A 22,870-nucleotide genomic window follows, 5' to 3' on the forward strand; every position below is an offset into this window, starting at 1 on the left:
CGGAACATGTTTGCCTGCCCTGGTTACTGAATCCGTATGGTTCTTGAAACGCTTGGCACACCGTTCGCGTTCAATGCAAACAGCATGTAATAGCCCGGCAAAATGATTCCTCTGTCGGCAGGTAATTGCAGCGTATAGCTATTGCCGTTTTGCGCCGAAATCTGCAACGGAATCCGGCGCTGGTCATTGTTGATGGAATGCGTGACGGCCGACAGTCGAACCATCGCAAACGTAGCGGCCGTGCTTGTGGAGACGGCAAGGGTGCCGCCTGCCGCACCGTTTGCAGGCGCGGAAATAATGGATGGCCTGGTCGCGGGCGTACCGTCGCCATTCAGCAGATAGGGAGGCGTGAGAACTTGCGCATTGAAATGGTTGGTGGTGCAGGAACCGCACAAGCCGCCACCGCCGATCAGCACGCGGCCATCCGGGAGCAGCAATGAGAAGCTGTGATAATTGCGAGGGACTTGCATGGCCGACAGCTTGGTAAATGATTCCGTACGGGGATCCCACAGTTCTGTCATCAGCACGGAACGCTCATCGGAAAAGATCTTTACATACGTTTGTCCACCGGAGATGATGACCTGGCCGTTCGGCAAAACCACGCTGTTATGCATGGCGCGTGCATAGTTCATCGAGGCGATCCGGCGCGTCGCGTTGGCGTTCAGGTCAATCACGAACGCAGAGGCATTCGCATTCGCTTCTTCATAGGCCGGCGCCCCGCCGGTCTTGAGAATCTTGCCGATGTCGTACATCACGGCATTGCCATTCATGCTGTAGGTATCGTCGCCACGATTGCCGGCGGACGTCACGTTGCCATTGCCGGCCGTGGTGATCCAGTGCATTGCGGCAGTCGGCCCGGCATGGAATACCCGTCCATTGGTATGGGGGAACAGCCACAGGTGATTGTCGCCACGGAAGACGCCGCGCGGGTCCGGGCCGGTGAACGGCGTCGCGGGTATGCCGGTCTTGCGCGTCCAGCCACCGGACGCTGTCCATACTTCACCGATCTTGCCACCTTCTCCTCCACTCCATGAACCGCCGAGGGTCAGGACGGAGCCATTGGCTAGCGTGGTGTTGCCAGGATAGCCGCGCGGAATGTTCATCAGCGCTCCCGTGCTCCAGGTATTGTTGGCGGGATTGTAGATGCTGGTTTTCTGGCTGCTGCTGCCGCCGTTGACCAGCAGTCTGCCGTCCGGCAGCAGGCTGGTGCCCGGGCAAAACATGTCATGTCCTGTTTCGCTGACGACGCGCGACAAGACGGATTGGGTGGCGGGATCGAAGATGGCGGTATAAGTCCTTCCCCAGGCATTGTCGTCGCCAAAATTGTCGGGGGCGTAAGCTGACCAGGTCAGTACTTTCCCATCTGGCAAATTGGCAGCTGCGACCGGCACAATCGGAAATTGAATCAATCCGCTCCAGGCTGTCGGGAGCTGGCTGGCAGTGGGTGGGGGCGCATTGAGAGTCCATGCCTGATTGGCATTGCCGCTACAGGTCCACTGGATTGCCGCCGCGCCGTCGAACTGGCTGTTCCCGTCAATGTCCAGGCATTGTCCGCTATGGCGCGGCAACAAGAGCTTGTAGTTGCCGCTGGCTTGCAAGGTCCACAAAGTATTGGCTGCCCCATCGCAGGCCGCCAGGACCGCGGCGCCTCCCGGCGTCTGGCTGGCCCCCTGGATTGCGAGGCAGAGCCCGCTTGAATTCAGGGCAATTGTGTAGGTATCGCCGGCAACAGTCACTTTCCATGCCTGGCGTGTTGAGCCGTCGCAGCTTGCCTGGGTGGCGGCGCTGCCAGCCGCAGTCTGGGAACCGGCAATGGTCAGGCACTTCCCACTATGACTGGGACTGATGGTCGTGGTCGTGGCGCCTGGCGGCGGCGAAGGCGGGGAAGGCAGAACAGCCGCATTACTGAAGTTCCACAACTGGCTGGGAGCGCTGCTGCAGGATTGCTGGACCAGTTGCGCGACATCTTGCAGCGAACCGTTTTCCACGCCCAGGCACAGGCCAGTGGCCTGGCCGGTCAGCTGTACCGAGTTGCCCACGTACTTGATGGTCCAGAGCTGGTTGGCAAACGCGCCGCAGGCAAGTTGCGCCATGGGTGTGCCAGCCTGGGCGGAGCCGTTAGTCGGCGTAATGCATTCACCGATGCGCTTGCCGACGATCCGGTAAGCACCATTGGCGGGCGCCAGGCTCCATTGCTGGTTGTCCTGGGTATGGCAGGTGTACTGAATGATGCGCGCGCCCGTATTCCAGCCGCCGGCTTCGGCATCCACGCATTTGCCGCTGGCGGCATTGACGATGGCACTGTAGGCCGGCGTGCCCGGCGCAGGTGGCGGCGGCGGCGGTGGCGGAAGGACGGCGGCATTGGAAAAATTCCAAAGCTGGGCTGCTGAGCCGGTGCAAGCCTGCTGAACCAACGGCACGACATCTTGCTGGGATCCGCCTTGCACGGTCAGGCACATGCCTGTCTGCCTGGCCAGCAGTTGCACCGCGTTACCCACGTACTTGATATCCCATAACTGGTTGGTATAGCCGCCACAGGGAAACTGCACTGTCTGGGCTCCCGCCTGCGACGAGTCTCCGGCAACGCTCAGGCATTGTCCGGTACGTTTGGCAATCACCTGAAAAGCGCCGTTATACGCGGTGATCGTCCATTGCTGGTTGTCGCCGTTATGGCAGGCGTACTGGATGACGCGGTCGCCCGAGTTCCAGCCTCCTGCCTCGACGTCGGCGCACTTGCCGCTATGGCTGGCAACCATCGTGCTGTATGCCGTCTGGGCAAAGGCCGATGGTGAAAGCAGGCTGCAGCATGCGGCAAGCAGGAACATGCCAATACGAATGAAAGGTAAGCAGGAGGTGGGCATAATGAACTCGCCAGGGAGGTGCGATGGGTGATGCTGACTGCAAAATCAAGGGGCGGAGGTCTCAGGGGACGAATCCTGTTAGACATTAAATATAGTCGATTTGTATCTTGTGCAGAATGACTTTGGTCAACGTAGCCCGTGTCTTCAGTGCAGGAAAGCCGCAGCGGGGTGTAAAGGCGCGAAGGCGTGCAGCCGTGCGGAACAGCCCCGTCGTGGCGCAGCATTTGCTGCGCCACGACGTGCCGTGTGCGGACCTGGCTAGGCCGGAATATTACGGCGCGACAGAAGTGAATTTCCAGCGCTGGTTAGGCTGGTTGGCGACACTGTTGCAGGTGTACTGAATGATTTCCTTACCAGGCGTTACATCGCTTGCTGTTACGTCAAGGCAAAGATTGCTATGTTTTGAAACGATGTTGAACTCGCCAGCCGTTGGTGATTGCTGGAAATTCCAGAGCGTCTTGGCAGAGCCGTCGCAAGTCCCCTGAACTGCAAAGGAAAGAACATTCGGATCGACATTGAGCGCCGCGTCATTTACGAGCAGACAGAGATTGCTTTGCAGATTGCGAATCGTATAGCTGGTTCCCGCGGGCTTGATCTCCCAGCTTTGCGAAACGTTACCCGTTACACATGCGAATTGACGCGCATTGCTGCCCACAACTGCATCTGACACCGTCATGCAGAAGCCACTGTGCTGGACTGCCAGGGTCGCTGCAGCAAGATTGAATGGATCGGCCAGCGTTGTGGTCGTAGTCCCTGCCGTGGTGGTCGTGGCTGCCGTCGTGGATGTCGTCGCTTCCGTTGTACTGGTAGTCGCTTCCGTCGTGGTGGTATCCGCTGTCGAAGTCGACGTGGTTGAGTTGGCTGATGCCTCGCCGTCTGATCCGCCGCCGCAGGCGGTCATCAGCAGCAGCGATGCAGTTGCTGCCATTACAGGTCCTGAGAATGTTCGGAAATTGCGCATAATCTCGCCTCCAGTTTCGTGATCCAAATTTCGGAAAAAGTTTCTTGGGGATATCCGCTGCCATTCCTATGCAATTGGCCCTGTCAACGATGCCGCCTGCTGTGAATGGTGAACAAGAAATTTACCCAGAACTTGTACTCTAGAAGGCATGCTTTGTAACAAGGTGATTTTCCTCAATGACTCATTTGTTCTGATTCAATAAATCGCAAGTGTATGACTGGCAAAAAAATATTGCCCCGGCAGGCCGGGGCAATCTGTAGGACACGCAGGAATTTCCCTGTAGGAGTCTTTGAGTTCTAGCGGATCTGCAAGGAGGTGGCTACGCTGGGCACGCCGTCCGCGTTCATCGCAAACAGCATGTAAAAGCCTGGCGGCAGAAGGCCCCGGCTGATCGGGATCGTCAACTGGTGGCTGCGGCCGTCAACGCTGCTCGACTTCAGCGGGACACGCCGCTGGTCATTGTTGACCGAGTGCGTGACTGCAGAAAGCCGGATCAGTGCAAACGAAGCGACGGGCGTGTCAGTGGTGACGGTGATGCTGTTGCCATAAGTTCCTTTTGGCGGCGCCGATGTGATGGCGGGCCGTAAGGCCGGTGTGCCGTCGGCGTTGAGAAGATAGGGGGGCGTCAGGATTTCCACATTGGGATGGTTCGTCGTGCAGGCGCCGCATAGCCCTCCGCCGCCAACCAGTACTCGCCCGTCCGGCAACAACAGCGAAAAGCTGTGGTAGTTGCGTGGCGTTTTCATGGGCGACAGCTTGCTGAACTTCTCTGTTTGCGGATCCCAGATTTCTGCCATCAATACCGAGCGATCGTCGGAAAACAGCTTGACATAGGTCTGTCCTCCGGTAATGACAACCTGGCCGCTTGGCAGCACCACGCTGTTGTGCATGGCGCGGGCATAATGCATGGGAGCGATTTGTCGTACTGATTTGGCATTCAGGTCGATGATGTAGGACGCAGCGCCCGCGTCAATGTCTTCGTAGGCTGGCGCACCGCCGATCTTGAGAATCTTGCCGACGTCGTACAGGACAGCGTTGCCGTTCATGCTGTAGTCGTCATTGCCCCGCGATCCGGCATCGATGACCTGGCCAGCGCCGCCGGTGTCAATCCAGTGCATGTGGGCATCAGGTCCGGCATGGAAGACCTTGCCATTGGCTTGCAGGAAAAGCCACAGGTGGTTATCGCCGCGATAGGTGCCGCGCGGGTCGGGGCCGATAAATGGCGCGATCGGGATGCCGGGAAGGAGGCGCCAGCCCGAAGGGCTCCAGACTTCTGCGTTCTTGGCGGATTCGCCACCGCTCCAGGCCCCCCCCAAGGTCAGTACCGAGCCATCGGCAAGAATGGCATTGCCCTGGTAGCCGCGAGCGATGTTCATCGGCGGACCACTGGTCCATGCATTTTTCGACGGGTCGTAAAAGGTGGTCTTCTGACTGCTGCTGCCGCCGTTGATCAGGATTTTTCCATCTTCCAGAAGCGTCGTGCCGGGGCAAAACATGTCGTGCTGCGTTTCGGTGACGACGCGTTGCTGGCTGCTCAATGTGGCCGGGTCGAAAATCGCTGAATAGGTTTGGCCCCAGGCATTTTCGTCCCCGTAATTGTCGGGAGCGTAGGCCGACCATGTCAGTACCTTGCCGTTTGGCAGGTTCGCCGCTGCCACAGGCACGATCGGCAGATCGATCACAGGGCTCCAGATTGAGCGTGTATGTGGAGGCGTTACGGGCGTGGACGTCGTGCTTGTGGTCGTAGTGATTGTTGTAGAGGTCGTGGCACTCGTGGTGGAGTTCGTACTGGAAGTCATTTCGGGAATCAGGCTGGTGGTCGTCACTGCCGTGCTGCTGGCAGGCGTTTCCGAACCACTGCCGGTGCTTGTTCCCCCAGTCGCCGTCGAAGCGCCTCCGCCGCCGCCGCAACCGGCACACAGGAATACCGAGGCCATGATTGCCGCTGCGTGTCGATGAGTTGAAGGTATGAACATTGTTGATTCTCTTGTTGATGCTCGTGCTGTTTACGGAAATTGAAATGCGCCATGGCTCGCAGAATCAAGACAAATGCCGACCGGCCTGATCATGGTTAGCGATTGGATTTGGGAGGGGCGCAAACGTTCTCGTTAGTGAAACACAGTGATACGTTACATCAATGACGGCACGCAAATCTTCTTGCAATCAGTAGGGAGCAAGGTGGTCAATTTACTGGTTCTGTCTAGGGTGGAGTGGGGCGAGTGTGCTGTGACAGCCACAATTTGAGGGAAGCTTTATTTGTGTTATCTCAAGTAAGTAATGTGACTTAAGGCGCATTAGCTGGGAGGTTTGATTTAGTCGAACTTGCGCGCGGGCCGGCCAGCTTACCTTTTGCAGGCTGAATCACTTTTTTGCCGCGAGTGCATGTTCGTTTCAGCGTTCTCTGGCGGTGTTATTGCCAAGTTTGCTTTTCCAATCAAATCCATGTGCCCCCATGATCCATAAATCCATCAGGTCCCTGTGCAGGAAGTCCCTCGTCATAGTTTGTCTGGCTCCATTTCTGGTTAACTGTTCCGGAGGGTCTTCCAGCGCACCGGCCAGCGGGCAATCGCCCCAGGCGGAATCGCCGTCGACCGGTACGCCTGCGACCGGCACGCCGCCGTCCGGCACGCCACCGGTCGCAGGCACGCCACCCGACGCACCTCCTATAGATATGCCGCCGGCGGCAGCGAGTGTCATCGCGCTGGAAAATGCCAAGCAGGGTAATGCAGGGTGGCAGCTTGTAAATCCTGCGCTCAACCATGAGATCGAAGGCTATGCTTCGCTGACCAGCGTGAACCGCGGCGGTGAAATCGACTTTTTCATCAATACATCTGCATCAAGCTATAACATCGATGTATACCGCATGGGCTACTATGGCGGCACCGGTGCCCGGCTGATGCAGTCATTCCAGGGGATCGCGCGACAGGCTCAGCCCTTGCCCTGCCTGAATCCGGACAATGTGATCGAGTGCGACTGGAGTGCCGGCCAGCGCCTTCGCATACCGGATGTTGAATCCGATCCGCGCTCAGGAGCATATTGGCCGAGCGGCATCTACCTGGCCAGACTAAGCACCAATGCCACGCCAGTCAAAGACAGTTATGTCATCTTTGTCGTGCGTGACGACGCAAGGGCGGCGACCTATGTGCAGCAGCTCCCTGTCAGCACCTATCAGGCCTACAATTTCTGGGGCGGGAAATCAATGTATACAGGCTGCGAGTCGCATCCCAATGGATGGGATTGCGGCCCAAACCAGCTGCCGGCATCCGCGGTATCGTTCAACCGGCCTTACGGCCGCGGCGCGACGGCGGCATCCGCGCCGGGAGTCGGCGCCGGCGAATTCCTGACCAACGTGCAGCCGGCGCATGCGGGCTACAACATCAGCAACGCCGGCTGGGACTACAACATGCTGCGCTGGGTCGAGAAACAGGGGTATGACGTCAAGTACATCAGCAACCTGGACCTGCACGAAAACGCCGAGGTGCTACGGCAGGCCAAGGCTTTTATTTCCGTCGGTCACGACGAGTACTATTCCAAGGCGATGTGGGATCGCGTGGTTGCGGCCAGGGCGGCCGGGATCAACCTGGCGTTTTTCTCAGCCAACCAGCTTTTCTGGCAAGTTCGTTTTACTCCAGGCACCTATGGCGAAAACAAGACCAACCGCACCATGATCTGTTATCGCGGAGGCGGCGACCCGGTGCGGGACAACAACCTGACGACAGACCAGTTCCGCTTTCTCGGGCGCCCGGAAGCCAGCCTGATCGGCAACCAATATATAACGGACCCTGTAGTCGGCGATATCACGATTACGAATGCCGGCCATTGGCTGTTTGCACAAACCGGTGCGACCAACGGAGCACTGTTGAAAGGCTTGCTGGGATATGAGGTCAATTCGTATGTCGAGGGAATTTCACCCGCGCAGACCAAAAAACTGGCGAGTTCGCCCTTCACTTTCAATTCGGGCAGCATGACAAGTGACGTGACCTTTTATGTAGACGCTTCGTCCTCGCAGATTTTTTCGACCGGCAGCATGCAATGGAGCTGGGGCCTGGATAACTATGTTCCCGGCAATGTACGGCCTGATTACACCAGCACCGTTGCCCAGGCAAGCACGGCCAACCTGTTTGCCGCGATCGGTGAAAAGAATCTGTATACCTTCAGGCATACGGATACAGGGCTTGGGCTTGCCATCCCCGCCGGCGACTTGACGGGTGCGCCGGTCATCGTCAATGGGACCGCACCCGGAAATTCCAGGAACCAGCAGTGGCGCCTGGTCGCCAGCGGCGATGGCAGCTATTACCATGTGGTCGCGCGCGGCAATGGATTATGCCTGCAAGCCTTGGGCAGCAATGGCGGCGCGCAGGTCGGCACCACCGACTGCAGCGGCAGTGACCGGCAAAAATGGCGCCTGGGCGCCGCCGATGCCGGCAAAATATGGCTGATAGAAAAAGCCACCGGTCTGTGCCTTCAGTCTGCGGGTACGAATGGCGGCAGCGTCACCATTGAATCCTGCGGCAACAAGGCAAACCAGCACTGGCAACAGGCGGCAATTTAGCGCATGTAATCCGGCGCACGACTTCTGCTTTGCAGTGAAAGTGAGTGCCTGGCCGTGCCCGGCATCGAAGCTTGCCTGGAGGTTCCTCTGGCGGGGATTCAGTTGAAAGTCCTGGCCAGCCGCCGGCGCCGGGGAACATGCCAGGCAGCGACCGCTACAACCACCGCGGCCAGCAACAGGAATGTCAGGGGGAATCCGCCCTGGTCGGCGATGATGCCGAAGGCAGCCGGCAGGCAACGCGCGCCAACTTCGTAGGCCAGCAATACCCAGTTTGCCCACGCGCCGCGTTCGGCCGGATCCGCCTTGCCGAGTACATAGGCAGTGCAACTCGGATACATCAGGCTGTAGGCGCCACCATAAGCAATGGCGCAAGCAACGAATTGCGCCGGGGTGTGGGCCTGCCCCAGCACGGCGATGGAGAGCGCAAGGACGACGAAGCAGGCGACTACGACGCCAAACTCGCGAGGGCCGTTCAAATGGTGGCTGAACAACAGCCGGGTCAGCATGATCGTGAAAAAACTGGTCGTCAAAAAATACGCCGGCGAAAATGCCATCTCCGGCGCCCTGGCCAGCCACATCGGCACGAATTGCAGCGGCACGCCGAACGCCAGTCCCAGCACGCCCATTAAAAGGAATATCTCGAACATGAGGCTGCGGTTTCGCGCCTTGGCAATTTTTCCTGTTAGGGGTGGAGGTGGCGGCGCGGCGGCGTTTGCAGCGGCGGCCGAAGGAAGGCGCGATGCCAGTACCATGCCCGTCAGCGCGAGCAGCATCGGGATCCAGAATACGCCGTTGGTGCCGAGCGCAGGTTCTATCAGGGCAGCGAGCAGGCTACCCAGACCGATACCCATTTGCGAGGTCAGGGTCATGTAGGCGATGCTCTGGGCATAATGCGTACCCGGGGCAAGGGAAGTTGCGCCGTTGAGCAAGGTGGCAAACGACAGTGCGTAGCCGAATCCGCTCAACAGCATCGCCGGTAGCAGCATGGTCAGGGTGCTTGCCTTGGCCAGCAGGAGCAACTGCAAGGCATGGCAGGCCAGTCCGAGGCTGAGCATTTGCGGTGGCGGGAGCCTGCGAGCCAGACGGCGGCCCAGCATGGCCACGCCGAAGACCGGCAGCACGGAAAGGATCAGCAGCAAACCGGCATCGGTTGCGCTGCCGCCAAGGACATTGACCAGCCGCGCGACGTAGAATTGCGAGCCGAGCACACAGCCATAAATCAGGGTCATGCCAAGCACGATACCCATTTTCAGGCGCTCTTCGCGCCGCATTTGCTGCCACATTCGCGATCTCTCCCGGTATCTTGCAAACATCGCATAATTATTTACAATGTTCAATATTGTAGATAATAGTTATTTATATCGTGAATATTAAAGATATTGATCTGAACCTCTTGCCGGTGTTTGAAGTGGTCTATGCCGAGCGTAACCTGTCACGCGCGGCAAAGCGCCTCGGGCTAACCCAGTCTGCCGTCAGTAACAGCCTGGGGCGCCTGCGTGACGCGATCGGGCAACCGCTGTTCGTGCGCGCAGGGCAGGGCGTGGCGCCTACCGCGCATGCCGAGGTGATTGCGGCAGATGTGATGCGGGCGCTCGAACTCCTGCGTGGCTCGCTGCAGCAAACCGGCTTCGACCACCGCCTCTCCAGTCGCCGGTTTACCCTGATATGCAGCGATTATTCGATTGCCGTGCTGTTGCCGGCCATATTGGCGCGGGTGCAGGAACTCGCGCCCAAGGTGTTGCTGGAGGTCGTTTCCAAGCATGACGGCAAGGATTTCGCCCTGGCGCTGGCGCACGGCGATGCCGACCTGGCGCTGGGCGGCTTACCTTTCCTGGCCGGTCCGACGCGGCAGCAGCGCCTGTTCGAAGAAACCAACGTGGTGCTGGCCCGGAGCGGCCATCCGGCATTGCGCGCCCGTCCCGGACTGGCGACGCTGAATCGCTACCCGCATGTGCTGGTGAATCCTTACGGTAGCTGGTTGCCCTGGGAAAGCCTGGCGCAGAGCCAGGGTGTCAGCATCGAGCCGCGTATCGCGGTGCGCATGCAGACTTACCTGGCAGCGCCGTTCCTACTGGAATCGACGGATTATCTGGCTAGCTGTCCGCAGCGCCTGGCCGTGTTGTTAACCAGGCACTTTCCCCTCGAAGTGCTGCCGATGGCAGCCCCGCTGGCCACTGTGCCGATCGGGCAATACTGGCACGAGCGTTCGCAGCAGGATCCGGGGCACCAGTGGCTGCGGCAGCAAGTCTACGAGGTATGCCAGCGCCTGTGAGGACGCCGGCAATGGCTCAGAGTTCGCGGCTGCACAGACGGAAATCGGGATCGTCGCCGTAGGGCCCGATCTCGAATTCCAGGCTGCGCATGAGCTTGAGCATGGGGGCATTCTTGTTCAGGACCAGGCCCTCGATACGCTTCAATCCCTTGTTGCGGGCGACATCCATGATGGAGAGCATCATGCGCGTGCCCAGTCCCTGGCCATTGAATTCGTCGGCGACTACCAGCGAGAATTCGCAGCTGGTCGAGTCCGGATTGGTGACGTAGCGGGAGATGGCGATGACGTGTTCTTCCGCCGCGCCACCGTCAGGCGGTGCCGCATTGCGATGGATCGCCACCAGCGCCATTTCGCGGTCGTAGTCAATCAGCGTGAAGCGCGCCAGCATGCGCGCCGAGAGTTCCGAGACGGCGGTGGCAAAGCGGAAATAACGGCTTTCATGGGAGAGCCCCTTGACGAAGGCTTGCAGCATGGCGCCGTCTGAAGGGTGCAGCGGCCGCAGCGTATAGCTGGTCCCGCCTGGCAGCGGCCACTCCCGCTCCTGCTCGGCAGGATAGGGCAGGATGGCCAGGTGGCCGTATTCGCGGGCATCGGAGGGAGCATGGTCGACGACGATGCGGGCATCCACCACCAGCGCGCCGTCCGCATCGACAATCACCGGGTTGATGTCCATCTCGCGCAGTTGCGGCAATTCGCAGACCATTTCAGAAACGCGCATGAGGATGCGCTCAAGGGCTTCGCGGTCGGCCGCCGGCGCGCCTCGCCATTCTTCGAGGGTTTCAGCCGAGCGTACGCGCGAAATCAGGTGCTGTGCCAGGAAGCGGTTTAGCGGCGGCAATTCAATGGCGCGATCGGCAATCACTTCGATCATGCGCCCGCCGGCGCCAAAGGAAATGGCGGGGCCAAAGGGCTCTTCCGAAGACAGGCCGATGTACAACTCCCGGCCATGCGGCTTGCCGGACATGTTCTGGATGGTGACGCCGCTGATACGGGCGTCCGGCAGGCGGCGCTTGACCTTCGTCATCATGTCCTGCCAGGTATCGCGCACCGATGCGGCGTTGTTGACATTCAGGGCCACACCCTCGACGTCGGATTTGTGCGGGATATCGGGTGAATCGATTTTCAGCGCCACCGGATAGCCGAGCTGATTGGCGATCAGCATGGCTTCATTGGCCGAGCGCGCCAGGATCGTGCGTGTGACCGGAATGCGGAAAGCCGCCAGCAGCGCCTTCGATTCCATCTCGGTCAGCACCTTGCGCCGCTCGGCCAGGACGGTTTCGATCAGGATGCGGGCGCCTTCGATATCGGGCTTGTCGAACTTGGACAGAGGCGTAGGCGTCTGCTGCAGCAATTTCTGGTTGAGGTAAAACGACGATGCCATGTCGAAGGCCTCGACAGCCGCTTCGGGAGTGCGGAAAGTCGGAATGCTCGCCTTGTTGAGAATCGCGCGTGCGGCCACGACTTGTTCGTCGCCCATCCAGCAGGTAATGACCAGCTTGCCGATGGAGGGCTGCAGGTCGGCAAGGGCCTGGGCCACCGTCGCGCTGTCAAGGCCCGGTCGGGGCGACAGGATTGCCAGTACGCCATCCACGTCATCGCTTGCCGCCAGTGCAGCAACGGTAAGGCGGTAATCTTCCGGGCCTGCTGCATCGCTCAGGTCAACCAGAGGGTCGTAACTGGCCTGTTGCGGCAGGCGTGGCGCCAGTTCAGCCAGGGAAGCGGGCGTGAGCGTGGATAAGGTTACCCCAAGATCATTCGCCCAATCGGCCGCCAGCACGCCCGGGCCGCCGCCGTTGGTAACGATTGCCAGGCGTCGGCCTTGCGGCCGATGGCGTGCGGACAGGCATTTGGCGATGGTGAACAGTTGCACGAAGGAGCGTACGCGCACCGCGCCGGCGCGCCGCAGCGCCGCGTCGAAGACGTCATCACTGCCGACGATGGCGCCGGAATGGGTCAGGGCGGCCTTGGTGCCGGAAGGCTGGCGTCCGGCCTTCAGCACGATCACGGGCTTGGCGTTGGCGGCTGCGCGCAGCGCGCTCATGAAACGGCGTGCGTCGCGGATGCCTTCCAGATAGACGACGATGCTGCGGGTCGTGTTGTCGTCCGCGAGGTAATCCAGAACGTCGGCGATATCGATGCTGGTGCCGGGGCCGAGCGAGACCACCGCGGAAAAGCCGACGCCGTTACGGCCGGCCCAGTCGAGCACCGAATTGGTCAGGGCGCCGGATTGCGAGACCAGCGCCAGCGAGCCTTTCTGCGCACTGGAGCAGAGCACGCTGGCATTCAGCTGCAGGTTCGGACGCTGCAATCCGAGCGAGTTCGGGCCGAGGAGGTAGATGCCATGACGTCTGGCAATCGCATTGAGTTCCTGCGCCTGGCGCATGCTGACGGATTTCGACAGGATCAATGCCGACTTGCATTCCATGCGGGCGGCCAGTTCGAGAGCGTCCGCCAGTTCCGGCTCGGGCAGGGCCAGCAGCGCCAGATCCGGCCCGGGCTTGCCCCGGCTTGCCAGGGCATTTTCAGCGGCGGGATCGAGAAACTCGAGACTGCCGGTATAACCGGATTCGCGGATATGTTTTACCGCCAGTTGCCCGCAAGAGCTTCCCGGCGCGCTGGAATCAGGAATATGCGCCAGCACGACGATTGAACGCGGTGAAAATAGCGGGTTAAGATAATGCTTTTCCATAATCCTCCCGGAAAACCCTCATTTTAAAGCAAAGGAAGTACCCTTGAATCAGCTGAGCCTGCCAAATCATCAACTAACCATGACCGTTCTCATGACGCCGGACATGGCCAACTTTTCCGGCAATGTCCATGGCGGCGCCATCCTGAAGCTGCTCGACCAGGTTGCCTACGCCTGCGCCAGCCGATATTCCGGCAGCTACGTGGTGACCTTGTCGGTCGATCAGGTCACTTTCCGCCAACCCATCTATGTCGGCGAGCTGGTGACCTTCATGGCATCGGTGAACCATACCGGGAATACGTCGATGGAAATCGGCATCAAGGTCATTACCGAAAATATCCAGGCCCGTTCCGTGCGCCATGCCAACAGCTGTTTCTTTACCATGGTCGCGGTGAATCAGAATGGCAAGCCAACACCCCTGGAGCCGCTTGTGCCATCCACCCCGGATGAAGAACGTCGCTTTGCTGCGGCCACGCGGCGCAAGGAAATGCGCCGGGCCGCAGCAGCCTGAGCGCTGCCGGCAATCACAAAACTGCTCCCGGGGCATTGGCCACCGACTGTTTTTGCTAGTGCAGCTTGACCAGGGCCGTGGTGCGCTTGACCAGGAATCGCCCGACGGCCAGCACGCCGGTGCGCAAGGTGCCCATGATCGCCTGATGGTGCATCAGGTGCAGGCTGATGTACATGATGCGGGCGTAAAAGCCTTCGACAAACCAGCTCAGGCCCTTGAGCGACCCCATCAGGCTGCCGACCGTGGTTTGCTGGCCGATGGAGACCAGCGAGCCATAGTCACGGTAAACATAGGGGCGCGCCGGAGCTGGTCTGGCCGTGGCACGGCGTACGAAGGTGTCGAACAGGTAGTCAGCCTGCTGGTGGGCCGCCTGGGCACGGGGCGGCACCGGCTTGCCATCGTTGCCGGGACAGGCGGCGCAATCGCCGATGGCGTAGATGTCGGTATGGCCGCTGACATTGAGCCGGTCGGTGACGTCGAGCTGGCCGCTCTTGTTGGTCGGCAGGCCCAGCGTGGCCAGGAATGCGGGCGCCCTGATGCCGGCGGCCCAGACGCAAATGTCGGCCGGGCGCGTGACGCCCTCGGCGTCCTTGACGCTGCCTGGCTGGATATCGACCACCCGGCATCCGGTCACGACGCTGACATGACGCTTGGCAAGCAGTCGGGTGGCGGCACTGGAAACCCTTTCCGGCAGCGGCGCCAGAATGCGCGGCGCGCCTTCGAGCAAGGTGATGCGCACGTCGCGCGCAGGATCGAGCTTGCGGAAACCGTAGTCGGCATAGACGCTGCTGGCTTCGCGCAATTCGGCGGCGAGCTCGACGCCGGTGGCGCCGCCGCCGATGATGACGATATCCAGCCCCGCTTGCGGCTGTGATTCCTTGCGCAGTTCGGCCATGGTCAGCAATTCCAGCATCTTGAGGCGGAAGCGCTCGGCATCTTCTGTCGCATTGAGTGAAATGGTGTGTTCTTGCGCGCCCGCAACGCCGAAATAATTTGAAACGCTGCCCACGGCAATGCACAGCGCCGAAAATGCCAGCTGGCGTTCCGGGAGCAGCGCAGCGCCGGTGTCGCTGGTGACGGCGGATACCGTCAGGCTGCGACTGGCGGGATCGACCGCAGTCAGGGCACCGTAGACGAAGGTAAAGTCATTGTCGTGCGCCAGCATCTGGTAGGACAAGCCTTCCTGGTGGATATCCAGGGTGCCTGCGGCGACTTCATGAAGTGACGGTTTCCAGATGTGATAGAGGCGGCAGTCGACCAGGGTGACCCTGGCGCGGCCAAGCTTGCGGCCGAGTTTGCAGGCCAGTTCGAGGCCGCCTGCGCCGCCGCCGACAATGACGAATTGCTCTTGCATAGTTCTCCTTATTTGCTTGCGGAATCCAGAAGTTCGTGGTCGGCTGCCGACAGCGACAGGCGGGTCGCGCGGATCAGGCTGTCGAGCTGCGTGACCGAGGTCGCGCTGGCGATCGGCGCAGTGACGCCTTCGCGCGCCATCAGCCATGCCAGGGCGATTTCGGCAGGCTGTGCGGCGTGTGACCGGGCTACCGTCTCAAGCGCCTCCAGGATGCGCAGGCCGCGCGGGTTGAGGTAACGGGCGATGCGCTGGCCGCGCACGCTTTTGCCCAGGTCTGCAGGCGAGCGGTATTTGCCGGATAAAAATCCGGACGCCAGGCTGAAATAGGTAATGACGCCGAGACCCTCGGCAATGCACAGGTCGCGCAACGGGCCATCAAAGCCGGCGCGATCATAGAGGTTGTACTCCGGCTGCAGAACCTCGTAGCGCGGCAGGTTCTTGTCTGCAGCCAGCGTCAATGCGGCGCGCATTTGCACGGCATCGTGGTTGGAGGCGCCAACGGACCTGATTTTCCCCTGGCGCAGCAGCAGGTCATGCGCCTCGAGGGTTTCCTCGAGCGGCGTATCGGGGTCGGGACAATGGCTCAGGTATAGGTCGATGTAATCGGTCTGCAGACGGCGCAGGGAGCCTTCGGCCGCGGCGATGATGCGCTTTGCCGACAGACCCTTGTTGTCCGGACTGAAGGCCCAGCCGACCTTGGTGATGATGACGATCTTTTCGCGACGGCCGGGCGATGCCTTCAGCCAGTTGCCGATGATGCTCTCCGACTCACCCCCCCGGTTGCCAGGCGCCCAGGAAGAATAGACATCGGCAGTGTCGATGGCGTTCAGGCCGGCAGCGCTGAAGCGGTCAAGCAGGGCAAACGCGGTCGGCTGGTCCACGGTCCAGCCGAACACATTGCCACCGAAGACCAGCGGCGCGATTTCCAGGCCGGTGCGGCCAAGCGGACGGCGATTCATGAAAGGCTCCTGGCAGGGGACGACAAAGAGGCATCATGGCTGATTGCCTTTTTATCATTCTACCGTGGAATACAGCCCCTGCATGAATTGCCCGATTGCCGCCTGCAGATCGGATTGGGAAATGTCCGGTTCGCGCAAGGCGCGGATTGCCAGTCCTACGAAATAACATTGCAGGCTGATGGCGCGCAGTCTGGCGACCTCTGGCGGCAGACCCTTACCGCCGGAGGCGACATCTGCAGACAGCCAGTTGGCCAGTTCGCACCGTACGGCCTGGTCGGAGTCGGCAAACGCCGCGACCAGCTCGGGATTGCGGCTGGCTTCCGCGGTCATTTCAAGGAACAGCGCAGCATTCATCATGCGCGGGTCGCCATTGCGCCAGCAGTTGAAGGTGTCGAGGGCGGCAGCTGTCATGTCAGGGGCGTCATGCAAGGCGCGGATGCATGTGCGGGCATCTTCGAGCTGGCGTCCGACGATTGCCAGGATGATGGCGTTCTTGCTGTCGAAATAGCGGTAGATCAGCCCCGGGCTCATTTCCGCTGTTTCAGCGATCAGGGCCATGCCGGCAGCATGGAAGCCGTGCTCGATGAAACATTTCTGCGCAGCGCACAGGATGCGCTCGCGCTGGGCCTGGGCGCGTTCCGTGTGCCGGGATGGTCCCTGAGAAACAGCGTTCATTTTGCCTGCTCCATCCAGCCGCCGCCCAATACCTTGTATAGGGTGACGCGGTTTGCCTGCTCGGCCAGTTGCGCTGAGACCAGCCCCTGTTGCGCCGCATACAGGCTGCGTTGCGCATCCAGCAGGTTCAGGAAGCTGTCGCGGCCCTGGTCGTAGCGCACCTTGGACAGGTCATGGGCACGGCTTGCCGCATCCAGCAGCGCCTGCTGGGCTGTGCGGCGATCTGCCAGCGAGCGGGTCAGCGCCAGTGCGTCAGCAACTTCGCGAAAGCCCGCCTGGATGGATTTCTCGAAGCGCGCCAGGGCAATGTCGCGATCCGCGGTGGCCACGCCCAGGTTGGCGCGCAGGCGGCCGCCCTGGAAGATCGGCAGGGTGATCTGCGGGATGAAGCTCCAGATGCGGGTGCCGGATCCGAACAGTCCCGACAGTTCATTGCTGGCAGTGCCGACGCTGCCGGTCAGCGAGATGGACGGGAAGAAGGCGGCACGGGCGGCGCCGATATTCGCATTGGCCGAGCGCAGCAGGTGTTCTGCCTGCTGCACGTCGGGGCGGCGCAGCAGCACTTGCGCCGGCAGCTGTGCCGGCAGCGGCGCGATGCCGGAAACCGCGATATCGAATCCTTGCGGCAGCATGGCAGCATCCACCGGTGCGCCCACCAGCAGGCGCAGGGCGTTGGTACCGGTGGCGACCAGCCCAGCGTAGCGGGCGGCATCGGCGCGCGCGCTTTCGACAGTGGTGCGCGACTGGGCGAGGTCCAGCGCAGATACCGCCCCCAGGTCATGGCGCTTGACGACCAGGTCATAGGCTTTTTGCTGGTTATCCAGCGTTGCCTGGGCCACGCGCTGGGATTCCATGTCCGCGGCCAGCGCGAGATAGGTGCCGGCGATTTCGGCGATCAGGGCGAGCTGGGCACTGCGACGTGCCTCTTCCTGGGCGAAATACTGCTGCAATGCCGCCTGGCTCAGGTTGTGCACGCGGCCAAACAGGTCGAGCTCGAAGCCGACGCCAATGGCGGCGCTGTAGACGTCGCCGGGATTGGCGACATTGCCGCCGGTGCGGCTCAGGCCGGCATTGGCGGCAACCGATGGAAAGCGGTCGGCGCGCTGGATGCCGTAGAGGGAGCGCGCGCGCTCGACATTGAGGACCGCCACGCGCAAGTCGCGGTTATTGTCCAGCGCACGGGCGATCAAGTCCTCCAGTTTCGGGTCGCTGAAAAAATCGCGCCAGCCGATGTCGGCAACCGCCTGTTCCGCTGCCGCTGTGCCGGTGGTCGTGGAACCATTCGCAGTGGCAGGAGATTTTGCGGCAGCAGTCGTCGGCGGCAAGGGCCAGTCGGCCGGAATGGTCGCATTTGCCGCAGGCAGCTGCGGTTCCAGCATGGCGCAGCCGCTGGCGGTCAGCGCCACTGCCAGTGCCAGGGTGGTGAGCAAGGGTTTAGTCATGGGAAGCTCCTGTTGCCGGTACGGCAACGGTTGCGGACGCTTGCTTGCGGCCGAACATGCGTTGCACCAGCACGAAAAACAACGGAATAAAGAAGACGCCAAGGATGGTGCCGGCCAGCATGCCGCCGACCACGCCGGTGCCGATTGCACGTTGCGCGCCGGAGCCGGCACCGGTGGCCAGTGCCAGCGGCAGCACGCCGAGGCCGAATGCCAGCGAAGTCATGATGATCGGCCTCAGGCGGTCGCGTACGGCATGCATGGTTGCGTCGACCAGCTCCATGCCGCGTTCCAGGTTTGCCTTGGCGAACTCGACGATCAGGATCGCATTTTTGCTCGACAGGCCGACGGTGGTCAGCATGGCCACCTGGAAGTAGACGTCGCGCGGCATGCCGGCCAGGGTGTTGGCCAGCACGGCGCCGAGGATGCCCAGTGGCGCAACCAGCAGCACGGCGGTCGGCACGGTCCAGCTTTCATACAGGGCGGCCAGGCAGAGGAACACGATCATCAGCGAGAGCACGTACAGCACGGTGGTTTGAGAGCCGGCCTGACGCTCCTGGTAGGACAGGGCGGTCCAGTCGATGCTGTAACCCGGCGGCAGTTGCGCTACCAGCCGCTCGATCTCTGCCATGGCGTCGCCGGAGCTGACGCCCGGAGCGCCTTCACCCTGGATTTCCATTGCCGGCACGCCGTTGTAGCGTTCCAGGCGTGGCGAGCCGTATTCCCAGCGCGAGCTGGCGAAGGCCGCAAAGGGCACCATCTGGCCATTCTTGTTGCGCACGGACCATTGCCTGAAGTCTTCCGGCGTCATGCGGAATGGCGCATCGGCTTGCATGTAGACACGCTTGACGCGGCCGCGATCGATAAAGTCATCGATGTACTGCCCGCCCCAGGCGGTGCCGAGGGTGCTGTTGATGTCGGTCAGCGACAGGCCGAGCGCGGAAGCCTTTTCCTTGTCGATATCGATGCGGAACTGTGGCGTGTCTTCCTGGCCGTTCGGGCGTACCTTGGTCAGGAGCTTGCTTTGTGCCGCACCGCCAAGCAACTGGTTGCGCGCTGCCAGCAAGGCTTCATGTCCCTGTCCGGCATTATCTTTCAGGAAGAAAGCGAAGCCCGCCGCCGTGCCCAGTTCCGGCATCGCCGGCGGCGCGAAGGCGAATGCCATGGCGTCCTTGATCTGGCTGAAGGCGCCCATGGCCCGGCCGGCGACCGCGTCGACGCCCTGGCCGGCCGCTTTGCGTTCACTCCAGTCCTTGAGCTTGACGAACGCCAGGCCGTTGTTCTGGCCCTGGCCGGCGAAGCTGAAGCCCTGGACGGTAAACACCGATTCCACCACGTCCTTCTCGTTTTCCAGGAAATGGTTTTGAATCTTGCGCAGCGATTCCATGGTGCGCTCCTGGGTAGCGCCGACGGGCGCCTGCACCATGGTGAACAGGATGCCCTGGTCTTCCGGCGGCAGGAAGGAGCTAGGCAGGCGCATGAACAGGAGTGCCATGACCGCCGCCAGCGCAATGAAAATCGCCATGAAGCGCTTGCCGCGCCCGAGCATGCCGCGCACGCCGCGCTGGTAGCCCGCGCTGGTGCGCTCGAAGTTGCGGTTAAACCAGGCAAAGAAGCCTTTCTGGCCGTGGTGCTCGCCCTTGGTCAGCGGTTTGAGCATGGTGGCGCAGAGGGCCGGGGTCAGCACGATCGCCACCAGCACCGACAAGCCCATGGCCGAGACAATGGTGGCGGTGAACTGGCGGTAAATGATGCCGGTCGAGCCGCCCAGGAACGCCATGGGCACGAACACCGCCGACAGTACCAGGGCAATGCCGACCAGCGCACCGGTGATCTGGTCCATCGACTTGCGCGTGGCTTCCAGCGGCGAAAGGCCTTCCTCGCTCATGATGCGCTCAACGTTTTCGACCACCACGATGGCATCGTCCACCAGCAGGCCGATCGCCAGCACCATGGCAAACATGGTCAGCATGTTGATCGACATGCCCAGTGCGGCGAGGATGCCGAAGGTGCCCAGCAACACCACCGGTACGGCAATGGTGGGAATCAGCGTGGCGCGGAAATTCTGCAGGAACAGGTACATCACCAGGAAGACCAGCAGGACGGCTTCGGCCAGCGTCTTGACGACGCCCTTGATGGATACTTCCACGAAAGGCGTGGTGTCAAACGGCGTGACTGCGGTCAAGCCCTGCGGGAAGAAGGGTGCGAGTTCCTTGAGCTTGGCCTGGATGCCTGCGGCGGTGTCCAGCGCGTTGGCGCCGGTCGCCATGGAAATGGCGATACCGGTGGCAGGCTTGCCGTTGTAGTGGGTGATGAATTCATAATTTTCAGCGCCCAGTTCAACGCGGGCGATATCGCCCAGCTTGAGTACTGAACCGTCCGGATTGCTGCGCACCACGATGTCGCGGAACTGGTCCGGCGTTTGCAGGCGGTCTTGCGCGGAGATTGTGGCATTCAGCTGCTGCCCCGGGACCGATGGCGCGCCGCCGAGCTGGCCGACGGCCACCTGGGCATTCTGCGCCTTGACCGCCGCGATGACGTCGGCCGAGGCCAGCTTGTAGGTGTCGAGCTTGTTGGGGTCGAGCCAGATGCGCATGGCGTACTTGGAGCCGAATACCTGGATGTTGCCAACGCCTGGAACACGCGAGAGCGGATCGACCATGCTGGCGACGACATAGTCGGCAATATCATCCTTGGTCATGCTGCCGTCTTTCGAGACGAAGCCGACAACCTGCAGGAATCCGCTCCTGGATTTGCTGACGTTGACGCCCTGGCGCTGCACTTCCTGCGGCAGCAGCGGCATCGCCAGTTGCAGCTTGTTCTGCACCTGCACCTGGGCGATGTCGGGGTTGATCTTGTTATCAAAGGTCAGGGTGATCTGCGCGCTGCCATTGCCAGAGCTGTTCGCCGACATGTAGATCAGGCCATCCAGGCCCTTCATGTTTTGTTCGATGATTTGCGTAACCGAGTCTTCCACCACCTTGGCAGAGGCGCCGGGGTAGGTTGCGTTGACCACGACCGTCGGCGGCGCGATGGTCGGATACATCGAGATCGGCAGCTTGGTGATGGCCAGGCCACCCGCCAGCATGATGATGATGGCGATGACCCAGGCAAAAATAGGGCGATCGATAAAGAAACGTGCCATGGAATACCCCGTTTACTGTTTTGCGCCAGCGGCTGCCGGATTGGCGGCCGGTGCGGCAGGCTTGCCAGGCGCTGCAGTTGCAGCTGCCTCGACTGCCTTGACCGGCACGCCGGGCTTGATTTTCTGCAGGCCGGCCACGATCACACGGTCGCCTGCCGCCAGGCCTTCCTCCACCAGCCACTTGTCGGCGATGGCGCGGCTGACCTTGACGGGATGCACTTCCGCCTTGCCATCCTTGCCGACAACCATTGCCGTGGTATTTCCTCTGGGATCGCGTGCAATGCCTTGCTGCGGCACCAGGAGGGCATTTTCGCGCACGCCGCTGCCGACGACGGCACGTACATACATGCCCGGCATGAGGATATTGTCGGGATTTGGCACGGTAACGCGCAGCGAGTAGCTGCCGGTGCCGGGATCGACGCTGACGTCGGTGAAGGCCAGCTTGCCGTCGTGCTGATAGCGGCTGCCGTCGTCGAGGACGATTTGCACCGGCACATCGCCGGAACGCGCCAGCTTGCCTGCAGCCAGGTCCTTGCGCAGCTGCAGCAATTCGCTGGCGGATTGGGTCAGGTCGACATAGACGGGATCGAGCTGCTGTACGGTGGCCAGTGGCGCGGTCTGGTTGGCGGTCACCAGCGCGCCCTGGGTCACGCTGGACTTGCCAATGCGCCCGGTGATCGGCGAGGTGATGCGGGCATAGGCCAGGGTGACATGACTGCTTTGTACGGCGGCTTCAGCGGCGGCGACATCGGCCTTGGCTTGCGCCAGGGCGGCCGCGGAATTTTCATTGTCTTGTTTGCTGATGGCGTCGATCTTGATCAGTTCGGCCGAGCGCTGCGCATTCAGGTCCGCCGATTTCAGGGTTGCCTGGGCGCGCGCCAGGTTGGCGCGCGCGCTGGCCGTATTGGCCTGGTAGGTGGCGTCATCCAGTTGGTACAAAGGTTGTCCGGCTTTCACCAGTCCGCCTTCGGTAAAGAGACGCTGCTTGATGATGCCGCTCACTTGCGGGCGGACTTCTGCCAGCAGGAATGCATTGGTGCGGCCAGGTAGTTCGCGTGTCAGGCTGACTCTTTCCTGCTGCAGCGTGACGACGTTGACTTCCGGCGGTCCGGGCTGGGGCGCCGGCGCCTGGGTCTTGCCGCAGGCAGAAAGAACGGCAAGGCTGACTGCGCCTAGCAGTACGGTGCGGGCAGGGAGGCGTGACAAGGTTTTTATTGACAACATGAGTGACCTCAAAAAATGGGTGGGCACGAGCCGAATGATCTCAAGCGTGATCTTAACACAAAAGAGTGAATGATCATTCTCTTTGCTTTAATGCTGAATATTAATTAATGCTTTATGGCAAATATCGTTATCACCGTGAAATATTGCCTAAGTACACTGTAATTCCACGGATTTTGCGCCCGCCGTCCGTCAATCCTATCGCGACTTTATTTTGAGTCAAATTTTTCAGTT

16 protein-coding genes are annotated in these 22,870 nt (G+C 61.1%); 4 read left to right on the top strand and 12 right to left on the bottom strand.

What is annotated here, in order from left to right:
- Positions 1–23 precede the first annotated feature (23 nt).
- The 3 genes from EKL02_RS09815 to EKL02_RS09825 all read right to left on the bottom strand — a co-directional run bounded on the left by EKL02_RS09815 (position 24) and on the right by EKL02_RS09825 (position 5,504).
- Positions 24–2,861: an RICIN domain-containing protein gene (locus EKL02_RS09815; protein ID WP_128901877.1), complete on the bottom strand. Its 2,838-nt coding sequence runs from the start codon at positions 2,859–2,861 to the stop codon at positions 24–26.
- Positions 2,862–3,132: 271 nt separating this feature from the next.
- Complete coding sequence (locus EKL02_RS09820) at positions 3,133–3,789, bottom strand: RICIN domain-containing protein (protein WP_164931997.1); 657 nt, start codon at positions 3,787–3,789, stop codon at positions 3,133–3,135.
- Between the two features lie 329 nt (positions 3,790–4,118).
- Positions 4,119–5,504 (bottom strand): galactose oxidase-like domain-containing protein, encoded by a 1,386-nt coding sequence (locus tag EKL02_RS09825; RefSeq protein ID WP_164931998.1) that lies wholly within the window; start codon positions 5,502–5,504, stop codon positions 4,119–4,121.
- A 40-nt stretch (positions 5,505–5,544) separates the two neighbouring features.
- Here EKL02_RS09825 and EKL02_RS18165 point away from each other — a divergent pair, with 40 nt between their 5' ends.
- Entirely contained in the window at positions 5,545–5,781 is a 237-nt protein-coding gene (locus EKL02_RS18165) for a hypothetical protein (protein WP_164931999.1), read from the top strand.
- A 432-nt stretch (positions 5,782–6,213) separates the two neighbouring features.
- On the opposite strand, the gene EKL02_RS18170 is transcribed toward EKL02_RS18165, so the two are convergent.
- Entirely contained in the window at positions 6,214–6,468 is a 255-nt protein-coding gene (locus tag EKL02_RS18170; protein ID WP_164932000.1) for a hypothetical protein, read from the bottom strand.
- 25 nt (positions 6,469–6,493) lie between these two features.
- Between EKL02_RS18170 and EKL02_RS09830 the strand changes: the two genes are divergently transcribed.
- On the top strand, positions 6,494–8,374 hold the full coding sequence (locus tag EKL02_RS09830; protein WP_164932001.1) for an RICIN domain-containing protein: 1,881 nt from the start codon (positions 6,494–6,496) through the stop codon (positions 8,372–8,374).
- A 98-nt stretch (positions 8,375–8,472) separates the two neighbouring features.
- Here EKL02_RS09830 and EKL02_RS09835 read toward each other — a convergent pair whose 3' ends face one another.
- The gene (locus EKL02_RS09835) at positions 8,473–9,657 is read right to left on the bottom strand and encodes an MFS transporter (RefSeq protein ID WP_164932002.1); all 1,185 of its coding nucleotides are present in this window, start codon (positions 9,655–9,657) and stop codon (positions 8,473–8,475) included.
- An 80-nt stretch (positions 9,658–9,737) separates the two neighbouring features.
- Here EKL02_RS09835 and EKL02_RS09840 point away from each other — a divergent pair, with 80 nt between their 5' ends.
- Entirely contained in the window at positions 9,738–10,646 is a 909-nt protein-coding gene (locus EKL02_RS09840) for a LysR family transcriptional regulator (protein ID WP_128901882.1), read from the top strand.
- Between the two features lie 16 nt (positions 10,647–10,662).
- Here EKL02_RS09840 and EKL02_RS09845 read toward each other — a convergent pair whose 3' ends face one another.
- A complete protein-coding gene (locus EKL02_RS09845; protein ID WP_128901883.1) occupies positions 10,663–13,335 on the bottom strand; it encodes a bifunctional acetate--CoA ligase family protein/GNAT family N-acetyltransferase in 2,673 nt (890 codons plus the stop codon).
- 52 nt (positions 13,336–13,387) lie between these two features.
- On the opposite strand from EKL02_RS09845, the gene EKL02_RS09850 reads away from it, so the two are divergent.
- The gene (locus EKL02_RS09850; protein WP_128903457.1) at positions 13,388–13,843 is read left to right on the top strand and encodes an acyl-CoA thioesterase; all 456 of its coding nucleotides are present in this window, start codon (positions 13,388–13,390) and stop codon (positions 13,841–13,843) included.
- Positions 13,844–13,898: 55 nt separating this feature from the next.
- On the opposite strand, the gene EKL02_RS09855 is transcribed toward EKL02_RS09850, so the two are convergent.
- From EKL02_RS09855 to EKL02_RS09880, 6 genes are read right to left on the bottom strand one after another with little or no spacing between them, the layout of a single operon-like run.
- Positions 13,899–15,197 carry an NAD(P)/FAD-dependent oxidoreductase gene (locus tag EKL02_RS09855; protein WP_128901884.1) on the bottom strand — a complete coding sequence of 433 codons (1,299 nt, stop codon included), beginning with the start codon at positions 15,195–15,197 and terminating at the stop codon, positions 13,899–13,901.
- An 8-nt stretch (positions 15,198–15,205) separates the two neighbouring features.
- Positions 15,206–16,156, bottom strand: coding sequence for an aldo/keto reductase (locus EKL02_RS09860; RefSeq protein ID WP_128901885.1), 951 nt, complete (start codon positions 16,154–16,156; stop codon positions 15,206–15,208).
- A gap of 54 nt (positions 16,157–16,210) precedes the next feature.
- The gene (locus tag EKL02_RS09865) at positions 16,211–16,831 is read right to left on the bottom strand and encodes a TetR/AcrR family transcriptional regulator (protein ID WP_128901886.1); all 621 of its coding nucleotides are present in this window, start codon (positions 16,829–16,831) and stop codon (positions 16,211–16,213) included.
- Complete coding sequence (locus EKL02_RS09870; RefSeq protein WP_128901887.1) at positions 16,828–18,273, bottom strand: efflux transporter outer membrane subunit; 1,446 nt, start codon at positions 18,271–18,273, stop codon at positions 16,828–16,830. The genes EKL02_RS09865 and EKL02_RS09870 overlap by 4 nt, the downstream gene beginning before the upstream one ends.
- Positions 18,266–21,415 (bottom strand): efflux RND transporter permease subunit, encoded by a 3,150-nt coding sequence (locus EKL02_RS09875; RefSeq protein ID WP_128901888.1) that lies wholly within the window; start codon positions 21,413–21,415, stop codon positions 18,266–18,268. The genes EKL02_RS09870 and EKL02_RS09875 overlap by 8 nt, the downstream gene beginning before the upstream one ends.
- Before the next feature lie 12 nt (positions 21,416–21,427).
- Positions 21,428–22,639, bottom strand: coding sequence for an efflux RND transporter periplasmic adaptor subunit (locus EKL02_RS09880; protein ID WP_128901889.1), 1,212 nt, complete (start codon positions 22,637–22,639; stop codon positions 21,428–21,430).
- Between the last annotated feature and the right edge of the window lie 231 nt (positions 22,640–22,870).

The organism is Janthinobacterium sp. 17J80-10 (assembly GCF_004114795.1).
GTDB lineage: Bacteria > Pseudomonadota > Gammaproteobacteria > Burkholderiales > Burkholderiaceae_D > Paucimonas.

Coding starts and splice junctions, on each gene's coding strand:
- EKL02_RS09815 (WP_128901877.1), bottom strand. CDS start 2,861: ATGCCCACCTCCTGCTTACCTTTCATTCGTATTGGCATGTTCCTGCTT.
- EKL02_RS09820 (WP_164931997.1), bottom strand. CDS start 3,789: ATGGCAGCAACTGCATCGCTGCTGCTGATGACCGCCTGCGGCGGCGGA.
- EKL02_RS09830 (WP_164932001.1), top strand. CDS start 6,494: ATGCCGCCGGCGGCAGCGAGTGTCATCGCGCTGGAAAATGCCAAGCAG.
- EKL02_RS09835 (WP_164932002.1), bottom strand. CDS start 9,657: ATGTGGCAGCAAATGCGGCGCGAAGAGCGCCTGAAAATGGGTATCGTG.
- EKL02_RS09845 (WP_128901883.1), bottom strand. CDS start 13,335: ATGGAAAAGCATTATCTTAACCCGCTATTTTCACCGCGTTCAATCGTC.
- EKL02_RS09855 (WP_128901884.1), bottom strand. CDS start 15,197: ATGCAAGAGCAATTCGTCATTGTCGGCGGCGGCGCAGGCGGCCTCGAA.
- EKL02_RS09860 (WP_128901885.1), bottom strand. CDS start 16,156: ATGAATCGCCGTCCGCTTGGCCGCACCGGCCTGGAAATCGCGCCGCTG.
- EKL02_RS09865 (WP_128901886.1), bottom strand. CDS start 16,831: ATGAACGCTGTTTCTCAGGGACCATCCCGGCACACGGAACGCGCCCAG.
- EKL02_RS09870 (WP_128901887.1), bottom strand. CDS start 18,273: ATGACTAAACCCTTGCTCACCACCCTGGCACTGGCAGTGGCGCTGACC.
- EKL02_RS09875 (WP_128901888.1), bottom strand. CDS start 21,415: ATGGCACGTTTCTTTATCGATCGCCCTATTTTTGCCTGGGTCATCGCC.
- EKL02_RS09880 (WP_128901889.1), bottom strand. CDS start 22,639: ATGTTGTCAATAAAAACCTTGTCACGCCTCCCTGCCCGCACCGTACTG.